General features: G+C 38.1%; 14 protein-coding genes. 5 read left to right on the top strand and 9 right to left on the bottom strand.

Annotated elements, in window-relative coordinates; genetic code table 11:
- Positions 1-18 precede the first annotated feature (18 nt).
- Positions 19-627, top strand: coding sequence for a YdeI family protein (locus ASE92_RS17320; protein WP_056851377.1), 609 nt, complete (start codon positions 19-21; stop codon positions 625-627).
- Between the two features lie 2 nt (positions 628-629).
- Here the strand turns inward: ASE92_RS17320 and ASE92_RS17315 are convergent, their stop codons facing one another.
- The 8 genes from ASE92_RS17315 to ASE92_RS17285 form a co-directional block, all read right to left on the bottom strand.
- Positions 630-1,175 carry a C40 family peptidase gene (locus ASE92_RS17315; protein WP_056851376.1) on the bottom strand — a complete coding sequence of 182 codons (546 nt, stop codon included), beginning with the start codon at positions 1,173-1,175 and terminating at the stop codon, positions 630-632.
- A gap of 113 nt (positions 1,176-1,288) precedes the next feature.
- The gene (locus tag ASE92_RS17310) at positions 1,289-1,663 is read right to left on the bottom strand and encodes a DUF4870 domain-containing protein (protein ID WP_056851375.1); all 375 of its coding nucleotides are present in this window, start codon (positions 1,661-1,663) and stop codon (positions 1,289-1,291) included.
- 117 nt (positions 1,664-1,780) lie between these two features.
- Positions 1,781-2,482, bottom strand: a complete 702-nt coding sequence (locus ASE92_RS17305) for an SDR family oxidoreductase (RefSeq protein WP_056851374.1) — start codon at positions 2,480-2,482, stop codon at positions 1,781-1,783.
- Between the two features lie 43 nt (positions 2,483-2,525).
- A complete protein-coding gene (locus ASE92_RS17300) occupies positions 2,526-2,888 on the bottom strand; it encodes a type II toxin-antitoxin system VapC family toxin (RefSeq protein WP_056851373.1) in 363 nt (120 codons plus the stop codon).
- The gene (locus tag ASE92_RS21220; protein ID WP_157255777.1) at positions 2,875-3,042 is read right to left on the bottom strand and encodes a hypothetical protein; all 168 of its coding nucleotides are present in this window, start codon (positions 3,040-3,042) and stop codon (positions 2,875-2,877) included. The genes ASE92_RS17300 and ASE92_RS21220 overlap by 14 nt, the downstream gene beginning before the upstream one ends.
- A gap of 58 nt (positions 3,043-3,100) precedes the next feature.
- The gene (locus tag ASE92_RS17295) at positions 3,101-4,879 is read right to left on the bottom strand and encodes an aromatic amino acid hydroxylase (protein ID WP_056851372.1); all 1,779 of its coding nucleotides are present in this window, start codon (positions 4,877-4,879) and stop codon (positions 3,101-3,103) included.
- A gap of 440 nt (positions 4,880-5,319) precedes the next feature.
- Positions 5,320-5,823 carry a GtrA family protein gene (locus ASE92_RS17290; RefSeq protein WP_056851371.1) on the bottom strand — a complete coding sequence of 168 codons (504 nt, stop codon included), beginning with the start codon at positions 5,821-5,823 and terminating at the stop codon, positions 5,320-5,322.
- Between the two features lie 119 nt (positions 5,824-5,942).
- Positions 5,943-6,632: a CAP domain-containing protein gene (locus tag ASE92_RS17285; RefSeq protein ID WP_056851370.1), complete on the bottom strand. Its 690-nt coding sequence runs from the start codon at positions 6,630-6,632 to the stop codon at positions 5,943-5,945.
- 140 nt (positions 6,633-6,772) lie between these two features.
- On the opposite strand from ASE92_RS17285, the gene ASE92_RS17280 reads away from it, so the two are divergent.
- Positions 6,773-7,969, top strand: coding sequence for an SH3 domain-containing C40 family peptidase (locus ASE92_RS17280; RefSeq protein ID WP_082455106.1), 1,197 nt, complete (start codon positions 6,773-6,775; stop codon positions 7,967-7,969).
- A gap of 195 nt (positions 7,970-8,164) precedes the next feature.
- On the opposite strand, the gene ASE92_RS17275 is transcribed toward ASE92_RS17280, so the two are convergent.
- Positions 8,165-9,808: a glycine--tRNA ligase gene (locus tag ASE92_RS17275; RefSeq protein ID WP_056851368.1), complete on the bottom strand. Its 1,644-nt coding sequence runs from the start codon at positions 9,806-9,808 to the stop codon at positions 8,165-8,167.
- 287 nt (positions 9,809-10,095) lie between these two features.
- On the opposite strand from ASE92_RS17275, the gene ASE92_RS17270 reads away from it, so the two are divergent.
- Genes ASE92_RS17270 through ASE92_RS17260 form a run of 3 tightly spaced genes read left to right on the top strand, consistent with a single transcriptional unit; the run spans position 10,096 to position 12,307 of the window.
- Positions 10,096-11,016 (top strand): glycerophosphodiester phosphodiesterase family protein, encoded by a 921-nt coding sequence (locus ASE92_RS17270; RefSeq protein WP_056851367.1) that lies wholly within the window; start codon positions 10,096-10,098, stop codon positions 11,014-11,016.
- A 43-nt stretch (positions 11,017-11,059) separates the two neighbouring features.
- Positions 11,060-11,767, top strand: a complete 708-nt coding sequence (locus tag ASE92_RS17265; RefSeq protein WP_056851366.1) for an ATP-binding cassette domain-containing protein — start codon at positions 11,060-11,062, stop codon at positions 11,765-11,767.
- 3 nt (positions 11,768-11,770) lie between these two features.
- The gene (locus ASE92_RS17260; RefSeq protein WP_056851365.1) at positions 11,771-12,307 is read left to right on the top strand and encodes a hypothetical protein; all 537 of its coding nucleotides are present in this window, start codon (positions 11,771-11,773) and stop codon (positions 12,305-12,307) included.
- Positions 12,308-12,382: the final 75 nt, after the last annotated feature.

The following is a 12,382-nucleotide window of genomic DNA, read 5'->3' as shown; positions in this document are numbered from 1 at the left end:
TTTCTAAAACCAAACATCATGCATACTATCGTTCAGGTTGATCAGTACATTATAAATTCTGCTGAATTCGCCATTCCAATTTTGGATCATTTAAGAAATCTAGTTCACAAAGCAGATGCCCGGATAGAAGAAAAGATGAAATGGAGCATGCCATTTTTTGAGCTCAAAGGTCCGGTTTGCCATATGGCTTCATTCAAAAACCATTGTGCTTTTGGTTTTTGGAAAGGCTCATTAATGACAGACGAACTCAATCTTTTCAAAGATCGAACGAACGCAATGGGTGCACTCGGAAAAATCAAGACGTTTGCAGATTTACCGCCAGACGAAGTGCTGATGGCTTATATTCAGCAGGCAATACAGCTTAATGAAGCAGGTATTAAACTTCCGCCGAAACCAAAAAGTGCTGAAAAGCCGCCGTTAATTGTGCCCCAGTTTCTTGTTGATGCTTTACAGAACGATCCGGTTGCATTACGTTTTTTTCAGAATTTTAGCGAATCAAATAAAAGAGAATATGTGATTTGGCTAGAAGAGGCAAAAACTGAAGCTACTAAACTAAAGCGTTTAGAAACCGCTTTGGAATGGCTTGGCGAAGGAAAGCCGAGAATGTGGAAGTACCTAAAGAAATAACGCTATAAAATACTTACAATCTTCATGAAGCGGTTTCTGTAATGTCCGTTAAGCTCGGTAATGGTTACACTATGAGCTTTTCCCGAAGAGGCGTGAATAAACTTTATTCCGTTTTCATCGATAGAGTAAACGATGCCTACATGACCGATACGTCTTATTTTTGAGTTACTGCCTGTAAAAATTAAAACATCACCCACTTTTGCATTTTCCAGGTTAGTTTCTTTACCTGCGCCACTAAATTCACGTGATGAACGCGGTACCTTAAAACCAAAATTGCTAAAAACATAACTTACAAAACCAGAACAATCAAAACCTATTTTCGGATTGCTTGTAGCGTAACGGTAGCGAATACCTAACATGCTTTTAGCAAAATCGATAAGTGTTTCAGATTTGGTTTCTTGATTACCTGATGGAGCCTTAGCTTCTTTTGGTAGATTGGCAACCAGTTTTTTAACCATTTCCTGGTATTGTGCTGGTATGATGGTTTGAGCTTTTCCTGCGGTTGCAGACAAAATGAAAAACAGAATTGGAATGATTATTTTCTTCATATGTTGGAGCCAAAGATAGAAAAATAATCTAAGGCAGCTTAAAATGTGGAAAACCAGTTAAAACAAAAGAAGCTCAAGTAAACTTGAGCTTCTTAATTAACTTTGAAATTTTATTATATTCCAGGAAACAAAGTCTGTGCTTTTTCTCCAATTAACGGAATTGGCTTTTTCTGACCATTAATTGCTCCAATTAAACCAATAATCCAAAGTACAAAAAGACCAATCTGAACAATTGTCGCAATAATCCCTAAAGAAGCAATATTAGTAGAAACAATTAAAATAGTCAATAAAATACTTAAACCCCATCCTAGCACCGTTGATACGATTGCAAAAAGCAAAGTTTGTCTTAATTGATAGCTACCAAGTTCGGTTTTATTGTCTTTATGGATTGCGAAGTACGCAATTAGCCAACCAATGATGGTAAAATAACTTACGATGCCAGCCGTTTTGCCATCGCCCGTAGTGGTGAAGTTTTTGTTTGTTTCCATTAATTTAAATTTAGATTGATATATAGTTTATTCTCGGGACAATTAATTAGTATTTAATTCAGGAAAAGTAATCAAATCTTTTAAACAAAAAGATAAATTACCATTATAAAATTGTTATTAGGGTGTAGTTACCGCAACTGGCAATACTTTTCCATTAAAAAATTTGTGCCCGGTTTTAGCGAAATCGGCAATATATTTACCCATCTCAAAGGCCATAACCGGACTTTGATATCCTGGAAACGCTGCCTCCAGCATTTCAGTTTGGGCAGAGCCTAAGGCCAAACAGTTTACTTTAATTCCCGTTTCGGCCAATTCAAACGCAAGGCATTCCGTTAGTGTGTGCAAAGCCGATTTACTGGCAGAATAAGCCGCCAGTCCAAGAAATTTAACGCTGCCCTGAAAACCGCCCATACTTCCGATGTTAACAATGTGTCCGCCAGTTTGCATCAGTGGTAGAATTTGCTGAATCATCCTGAAATGTGAGATCACATTGCTTTGGAGCATTTCGGCAAGATCTGCTTCTGTAGTTTGTAAAAAAGGTTTGTTAATTAATGCGCCCGCATTGTTAATTAAAATATCTACATGCCCCAGTCGCTCTTTCAAAAATGGAATGAGCGCTGCATAATCATCATTTACGATGTCAAACTCTACAGGTAATAAAGTACAATCAGGATTAATTCCCCTCGCAATTTCTAGAAGCTTCCGCAACTTATCTGCTGTACGGGCAATAGCGACAATTTTGTTTTCCTTTTGTAAACTGAATTCTAAAGCTGTTTCGAAACCAATTCCGCTGCTTGCCCCGGTAATTATAATGTTCATTTTATTCTTTTGATTGATATCAGCTTGAAATTGCTGTTGTTTGCTAAATTAAAATTAGTTCGATATCAACTATCGACTTAAAACCTTTATCGGAAGTAACTAGTGGAATTTGCAAAAATTTTGAAGTGGCTGCGATTATCGCATCGGGAGTTGTTACTCGATATTGCTGACGAATTGAGATCGCAATATTTTTTATTTCAGAATTCAATTCAATTATTACACAATCTTCTAGTAAAGATTTTAGTCCTAATCTCTCGTTCTCCTTAAGCAAATGCCAGCCTAATAATTCAATTTCAGATATTACTGAAACGATTGCAGTTCCATCTAGAAAGGGTTCGGTTTTTTCTAAACCCTCGTGAACATTAATGAGAAAGTTTGTATCAGCAACAAAACTAAATGAACTCATTTCTTATTTTTTGTTGATAATCAACGCCGTCAAGTCCACGCTGAAGTTTGCCGAAGTGCTTACGTAAGCTTTTTTTTGCAGCTCCTTCCGACACCTTTTTTATTGCTTCTTGCACTTTTTCTTTAGTAACGGGTTGCTGAATTTCAATTATCATAATCAAATTTAATCAATTAAAATTAATTTTCGGCAGGCTTAAATTATTTGCATTTCGACTATTCCACAACTAACTGGCTCACCGGATTTTTAATCACATGCAAACCATCATTAATTAATTTACGATGATCGGCTTCTCGGGCCGCCTTAAGCTCAAGGTAAATTAAAACATCCCTTTCCAATTGATGGTAGATTTTCTTATGGTAAACAAGTTCTAGAATTTCCAAGGCACAAAGCCAGTCTTGCCTGTGGTTGGTTCTAAGTTGATCAAATATATCAGGCAGCTTCGCTAAATGATCACCGCTCTCCCTAATCTCCCGAACGGTCTTGTAAAATTGATGAAGTTTTAAGGTTTTATCATCATAAACGATTTGCTGAGTTTTTTCCAAACTAACCAAGGTAATTTCTTCGAAAGCATCTTTATCTGCAGCTCCATTAAATACCGATACAATTTTGTCCCCAACGGCCATGTCGTAAATTCCCCATTCGGGTTTAAATAAAACGTTTCCATTGCCTTCGGTAACGGTACATTCCTCAAACGTAATTAATATTATCTTTTCCGCTCTTTTTAAAATATTATTCACCTTGCCCGCTACGGTAATGCCACTTTCAAAGGTCAAATTGGTTTTATTGCCGAGGTAAAGCCCAGCCAATTCCATTTCTTCATCACTAGAATTTTCGAGGGGCTTTAGCGAACTTTTGAGTCTTCCAACGGGAGAGGAAAACCCATCTTTGTGATAATCTTTGCCGTGATTTTCAAGCTGCTTTCCTGCGAAAGCCAATGCCGAAACGCCAGTTGTTTTAATAAATGTTACTTCATCATCAGCGTTTAGGCCAATATCAGTAAATATGCCGCTAACCTGCAAACCCGAGCTATACACTGCGGTAGCAACGTTCTTGCAATCAATCGCTTTCATTACACTTTCTGCACCTCCAACCCTAAACGCCATGGTATTTGCAAAGGTTTCTAAAACATCGATTAAGTTTTGGAAAGTTTCTGTAACAAATAATTGCGGCTGTGGCTTAGTAATGTCGTAAGCATAATTGATGGTATCCATGTTATACCAAATTTTTTCAACATGCCTTTGCATGCAACTCGCACTTTCACCGATGGAAGAAAGTAATCCGGCACCATAGATTTTTGGGTTTTCCAAAGTTCCGATTAAGCCATATTCCACTGTCCACCAATGCAGCCGACCCAGCAAAGCCATTTCAGATGGTTCGCCCATATTCTCATTAATGTACCGAAGTTCTTTTTCTGATTTGGCGATCTCGCTATCGTTGGCATCAACAGCTTCCTTCAAAATAGAGAGCTTTCTAATCGCTTCATAAAGTTCAAAATCTTTGGCAGAGAACATCGCTTTTGCACCAATAGAACCGAAGTAACTGAGGTAATTGTTATAGTCAGTATCTGCAATGATCGGAGCATGCCCGGCGCTTTCGTGAATAATATCTGGAGCAGGCGTATATTCAATGTGGTTAATTTGCCTGATATCAGCGGCAATAACCAAAACCCGATAAGCCTGGTATTCCATAAAAGCTGCAGGTGGAATAAAACCATCAACAGTAACTGCACCCCAACCAATTTTACCCAAATTATCATTCATGGTTTGCAAATCAGGAATATGTTCTATACTCAACCCTGCTCTTTGTAAACCCTTTATGTATGGATAATATGCCACGTTTTTTAAGTAGCTATAATTTTGTCGCATCACATACCGCCAAACCGCCTGATCTATAGGCGTATATTTCTCGTAGTTTTGGTCAACAATAAACTGTTTTAAATGCTTGGGTAGTTTGGCTACCTGAGCATTATTAAAGTCATTAAAATGGCTCATGGTTTATGAAAATAAGTTGGTCGGGAGCTAATATATGGTGTTGCCTTTATGTTAGCAAATAAGCGACTGCTTAAATTAACAGCACAGCGTAATAAAGGTTTGAGGCAATAAATGCTAATTTTTAATAAATAGATTAATCATTTGAAAAGCTAAACCTGCCTTTCATTTCAATGGGTAGCCGGGCTGTTCGCTAAATCTTTTACGCATTAAAAATGCGTAAAAAAGATACCGCTTCCATCCCGTTTAATCACACCAGACTGTGCTCATCAACATGGTTTTTTTGGGAATGTGCTCTCAACCATAAACAGAACCACGACCAAGGCTAGCTAAGCCCGACTTAATGGAAAACACGCAATCCCGATTTTTCATCGGGAGCGATTTGAAATGAGGGCGGGGCCGGATTAACCTAAATGCTACTGAAACTGCTTTTCAAAAAGAAATTAGTGCTTTTTGGCAACTTTCTTATCCCCAATTTTTTTAACGCTGAAAGTAAAGTAATGTTGGTAGAGATAACTAAAACCGGCGATGCCAACTGATACAACCAACCGCGAAATGGTAGGATAGATTCCCAGCATTTCTACAAAAAATTTCAATAACACATAGTTTAACAACATGTTAATGAACTGTAGATTTATAAATCTAAATAATTGAGTACGCGATTTAACTTCGCTATGCGTAAAAATCACATATTTATTAAGTAAAAAGCTGTAAGGAATTACAATTGCAAACTCAACAATTAAAGCCATCGTATTCCGTTTCAGCGTCATCGCTAAAACTTTAACTTCTTCTGTTAAAAATAAATAATTATAAGCCAGATAGAAGACAACCAAGCCGAGTACAAAAGTACTTCCGCCGGTAGCTAAATACCTGAAATTATGTAAGGAAATAAATCTTTTAAACGGTGGGTAAAAAAAGTCGATAAAAGATAAAATGGCTTTACGCATTATGGAATTATTTGGCCAAAAATAGAAAGATTTGGCACAATTGTTAAATAAAATGCAAAATGATGCTGGCTGAAGCCACTTTGAATAAGTTAAGACAAACCATTTAGAAGCCCCAATATTTATTTAGCGTTATTTTGGTAGGCGGGCTGCGCAACAAAATCAATCACTGCACACCAGGTGTATGTTGGGTGGCCTTGAATGCTTATGCCAACTGTGTTAAGTTTGTTTTTTTGATCGATAATGTTAAATCGATGCCCTAACTCGGGCACCCCGCAATCCAGAAGTAAATGGCAAACAATATCTAGGCTTTTTGAATAGCCAAAATCAATATTTTCGCTTTTGGTGAGGTTAGGAAAAAACTTTGAAAGGCGTTTTGTGAATGAATTGCCATTACTGCTTTCATGCGAACTTAAGTTGTATTTTTTTAAATCTAAGGCATGGCTTTTACTCAATGCACTTAATTTTTCATCAGGATAAAACATCGGCAAATTCTTAACGCCGCGTAAATGCTTAAGCAGGGAGGTATAGTAAGGGTTATCTTGGGTGATACGTAGTTGATTATAGTTGCGGTATTTTCGAACTTTAGCATTGTAGTTATAGATGTAATCATCCAGAAAAGTATAATAGAATTTTGCTCCATCCATGCGGATTAAATTCATGTACATCACAATATCTTTTTCTTCATTCGTTAAGTAGGGAGCATTTGCTGCCGTATTGGCTCTTTGAAACTCGGCGTCGGTCCATGTTTGGGCATTTACCTGCCTGCCGATAACGATAAGGAATAAAAAGGCTAAAAATAGTTTGTTCATTAAAGTGACGGTATTCATCAATAACGCCGTTCAAAATCATTTATTTTTAGAGATAGAAATTAAACCAAAATCTGGCCAGGTAAGTGATTAGTTACAACTCATTGAATACTGCATTTATGGATTATTACTAATTTTAGAACATGATACGAATGTTTATTCTGGCTCTGCTACTTGGAACAACAATATCTTTAAAAGCCCAGGTTGATACCGCCGCTTACCGGGTAATTGCTAACGCTGTAAAAAAAGAATTTGCGCCCGATAAGCGATCAGTTTACTTTAAGGTTGGCTTTAAAGGCGATACCATTTACGCAGAAAGCACGTCTGAAAAAGCATTACAAATGTTAGCTTCTAAGTTAAGCCAAGAAACCGGACTTGTGAAAATTAGCGAGCTTTTACCATCGAAATCACTCAATGGTTTGGAGTTTGGTTTGGCTAATCTTTCAGTTTGCAACAATAGAGCAGCGCCCCAAAACGCGGCAGAAATGATGACACAAATGACTTTGGGCACTCCTGTGCAAGTACTAAAAAAGCAAGGTGGATACTATTTGGTTAAAACACCAGACGGCTACATTTCTTATACGGATGGAGCAGCAGTTAGCCTGATGAATCGACAAAGCTTTGAACGTTGGAAAAACGCGAAGCGGATGATTTATTTGGCCGATTATGGCCACGCTTACAGCAAAGCTGATGAAAAATCTCTTCGGGTTTCCGACTTGGTGAAAGGGAACATTTTAGAAGTAACAGCTGAAGTGAAAAACTTTTACCGGGTGGTATTTCCTGACAAGAGAATAGGGCATATTAAAAAAGTCGAAGGAACTTCGTTTTCAACCTGGCGGAAACAAACCAACCCGACTGCGGATGCCATTTTAAGCAGTGCCAAAACACTTTTGGGCGTTCCGTATTTATGGGGAGGCACATCAGTTAAAGGCGTTGATTGCAGCGGCTTTACCAAAACCAGCTATTTTCTAAACGGGATTGTAATTCCCAGAGATGCCTCGCAGCAGGCGTTGATTGGTGAGGAGATTGAGGTGCTCGAGAATGATTCTACTAGCATTGATCAGTGCCTGAAGAATTTAAAAGCGGGAGATTTACTGTTCTTCGCAGCCGCGAAATTGAAGGGTGACCTCAAGGGGCGAATAACGCATACGGCCATTTATATGAGCGATGGGGAGTTTATACAGTCAGCAGGAATGGTTAGAATTAATAGCTTAAAGCCTGGAGCATTCAACTTCGATGAGCGGGAATATAAAACGCTGGTAGGTGCCAGAAGGTATCTCAATCAAATCGGGAAGCCGGAGATTACCAGGGTAGAAAACCACGAGTGGTACGGAAATTAGAAGGTTTTGTATTTCTTAATGTATTTTTAAAGAAGATTTTGAGTTTGTAAATTCTGGCTAAAACTGATGATCTTGATAACGTTTGTGACTGTTTTAAACAAAAAAGTCGCAACTTTTTAACCTGCGACTAATTATACGATGTGATGCTGCGCTAAATTCAAAGCCAAAGAATTGCTTTAGCGCATGGAGATTCTATTATGCCAAAAGCGTTCTCCAGCTTACCGCTTTGCCCACAATGTCGGCTAAGTCTGCAATCGCAACACGTTCCTGGTCCATGCTATCGCGGTGGCGAATGGTAACGGTATTATCTTCTAAACTTTGGTGATCAACTGTAATACAAAATGGGGTACCAACAGCATCCTGACGGCGATAGCGCTTTCCAATGGCATCTTTTTCTTCATAAATACAGTTGAAATCAAATTTCAGAGTATCCATAATTTCTCGAGCCTTTTCTGGTAAACCATCCTTTTTAGTTAATGGGAAAACAGCCACTTTGTAAGGTGCCAAAGCAGGGTGTAAGCGCAATAACGTACGGCTATCTTGTTTTTCTTCAGTGCTTAAATCTTGTTCTTCGAAAGCATTAATCATCGTTAGCAAGAACATACGGTCTAAACCAATTGAAGTTTCGATTACGTAAGGAACATAATTTCCGTAAGGTTTACCTTCTTCGTTTAAATCGTTATCGAAATATTGCATTTTCTTTCCCGAAAACTCCTGGTGTTGCGTTAAATCGAAATCAGTTCTGCTGTGAATACCTTCTACTTCTTTAAATCCGAATGGGAATTCAAACTCAATATCAGTTGCCGCGTTTGCGTAGTGCGCTAATTTAACGTGGTCGTGGTAGCGGTATTTTTCTGATGAAGTTCCCAAAGCTTTGTGCCACTTAAGTCTAGCTTCTTTCCAGTATTCAAACCATTTTTTGTCTTCTCCCGGGCGCACAAAGAATTGCATTTCCATTTGCTCAAACTCCCGCATACGCATAATAAACTGACGGGCAATTACTTCATTTCTAAAAGCTTTTCCAATTTGTGCAATACCAAAAGGAATTTTCATTCTTCCTGATTTTTGAACGTTCAAAAAGTTTACGAAAATACCTTGGGCAGTCTCCGGGCGAAGATAAACTTCATCACTACCTTCTGCCATAGCTCCAAACTGAGTGCTAAACATCAGGTTAAATTGGCGGACATCTGTCCAGTTAGATGTTTTTGAGATTGGGCAGATTACTTTATAGTCAACAATTAAATCTTTCAGCTGTGCTAAATTCTCAGCTTTGAGGGCGAGGTTCATTTCTACCTCGAGGGCTAAGCCTTTTTTAACAAATCTCCAGCTTGCTTCATCAACAAAAGGATATTTTGTGTTGTCTAAAATTCCTTCCTCATCTTTAAAACTCGGTACCCAGCTTGCTTGGCCTTCATCGCTCAAATTTAAAATCTCCTGCTGAAATTCTTCAAATTTAACTTTGTTTTCAGTACTGAAATTGGAAAGTTCAGCATATAGTTCATCAATTTTATTCTCTAATAGTTGATCAGCACGATAACGTTTTTTCGAATCCTTGTTGTCAATCATGGGGTCGTTAAAACCATCAACGTGTCCGCTTGCTTTCCAAACTTTCGGGTGCATAAAAATCGCAGAATCAATGCCCACAATGTTTTCATGCATTTGTACCATGGCTTTCCACCAGTACGTTTTAATGTTATTTTTTAACTCGGCACCCAATTGGCCATAGTCATAAACGGCACTTAAGCCGTCATATATTTCGCTGCTTTGGAACACGAAACCGTATTCTTTAGCGTGTGATATTACATTTTTAAATTGTTCGTCGTTATTCTTTTGAGCCATAATGCAGGCAAAGATAATTATTTTGAGCTGAAAGACTAAAGCTGAAAGATTAAAGTAAAAACCCCTGCTTTGATGTTCTTAAATGCCTTAAATGTTTAAAGTTTTTTCGAAAAGCAAATACAGTGCTTATCAGTTTATTTCAGTCCCGCTTTGCGCTTTACTTCGTTGCACTACGTGTTCGCTGCAATCGGGTTTAAGGTGGCGAAAGTTGCGAATCTATTCAGGTTTAAAATGCATAACGCCAAGAATTCCATTTTACATCACCCATTTTTTCCTATTTTTGAAACATGAAGTTTCACTATCTACTTTTCTTTGCTGCAATCTCAGTTTTCACTGCCTGTAAGCAACAAGAAAAAGTTCATCATTATATTAAATTCAATAAAGCCGAAGAATTATATCAGTTCTTAAAATGGTCGCCTGAGAAACGCTATCCATTAATTAGCGCTCACCGCGGCGGACCAATGCCTGGATTCCCTGAAAATTGTATTGAAACTTTCGAAAACGCCACCACGTATAACCCGATGGTGATCGAATTTGATATTGCATACAGCAAAGATTCGGTAATGGTGATTATGCATGATGATAAACTGGATAGAACTTCGACAGGTAAAGGAGAAATAGGAAGTTATACTTACGAAGAGCTCCAAGCTTTTAACCTGAAAGATGACGATGGAAAAGAAACTAGTTTCAAAATTCCAACTTTGGATAGCGTATTGAGCTGGAGCAAAGGCAAGGTTTTGCTCACCATCGATTTGAAACGTGGAGTGAGTTATGCCAAGGTAATTGAGAAAGTGAAGCGGTATAAAGTTGAAAGCAACTCAATCATCATCACTTACACAGCAAATCAGGCACAGGAAGTACATCAATTGGCGCCCGACTTAATGATTTCTGCATCAGTACAAAAAAAATCTGAACTGAAGCGATTAAACAATTTGGGTATCCCAAATAATCGAATTGTAGCTTTTGTGGGCGTAAGTGCGCCTGATAAAGAACTGTACGGTTATCTACATGAAAAAGGTATTACAACCATTCTCGGTACAATGGGCAACATCGATAAAAGCTCGATTGCCAATCCTGCCAAAAATGTTTACTATCATTTGGTCAATAATGGAGCAGATATTTTGTCATCGGATAACATTGCCCAAGCTGCCGAACAATTGGATAAATTTCGGTACAATAAGAAGCTGAGTTCAGCCAATATTAACTAACTGAAACATCCGACGTAAAAAAAATAAGGTTAAAAATAACACGATGAGTATTTTAGTAAAAAATTTGTCCAAACACTATCATAACCAAAAGGCGGTAGATGCGATTAGTTTTGAAGTCAAACCAGGACGGATTTTAGGTTTCCTGGGGCCGAATGGTGCAGGAAAGTCGACTACGATGCGCATGCTTACCGGTTATTTGGAACCCACCTCGGGCCACGCTGAAATTGCAGGCAGAAATATTTTAACAGAAGCCATTGAAGCAAAAAAGTATACTGGCTACCTGCCAGAAAACACACCGCTTTATACCGACATGTACATCAAGGAATTTTTGAATTTTGTAGGCCAAGCCTATGGAATGAAAAATTTAACTCACCGTATTGATGAAGTAATTAAAATGGTTGGCTTAACACCTGAGCAACATAAAAAAATAGGAATGTTATCTAAAGGTTATCGCCAGAGAGTTGGTTTGGCTCAGGCGATCATTCACAATCCTGATGTTTTAATCCTGGATGAACCTACGTCTGGCCTAGATCCAAATCAATTGGTAGAGATCAGAGCACTGATCAAAGCGCTTGGCAAAAACAAAACAGTCATCATCTCCACGCACATCATGCAGGAAGTTGAGGCCATTTGCAATGATATTATTATCATAAATAAAGGCAAAATTGTAGCTAACGATTCACTAGAAGGAATCAAGAAATCAAATAATAACAACTCTTTAGAAGCTATTTTTAGAAAACTTACAGCTTAATCTATGTTTAAACTACGTTTCTTGGTTCTTGCTGCTATCCTTTTTTTATGCTTAAATGCGAAAGCACAAACTTCTTCTAATATCAGCATCGGTGCCGAATTTGGACTTCCATCTGGAAATTTTCTCAGTTTATCCGGAATAGGTCTGGGCGCTTCTGCGAAGGCAGATTTTCCAGTATCACCGCAAGTAGCATTAACAGTTAATGCAGGTATTATGAATTTCTTCGGAAAACGCAACCAATTAATCAATGTACGCGATTTAACTTATATTCCACTTAAAGCGGGTGTTAAATACCAAAGCCAAAGTTTTTACGCTGAAGCTCAGGTAGGAGCAGGGTTGTCCATTAACGGGCAACGAAATGTAGTTATTTGGTCGCCCGGAATAGGGAACCAATTCAAATTATCTGGCCGCAATAAACTTGATGTTGGCATCCGTTACGAAGCTTGGGCAGGTAAAAATGAAACCAACATTTTGGGTATTAATAATTCTAGCTCAAAAGGATTTGCAGGTATTCGTGTTGCCTATGTTTTTGGCCTGTAGAGTAATAAATAGAATTGGCACTATTAAATTAATTTTTTTGATTTGATATTATTGTTTCTGATAATCAGGTAGATA

Source organism: Pedobacter sp. Leaf41, assembly GCF_001422545.1.
Classification (GTDB): domain Bacteria; phylum Bacteroidota; class Bacteroidia; order Sphingobacteriales; family Sphingobacteriaceae; genus Pedobacter.
The sequence above is the reverse complement of the archived record's forward strand: the minus strand, read 5'-3'. Positions and strand labels throughout refer to the sequence as shown.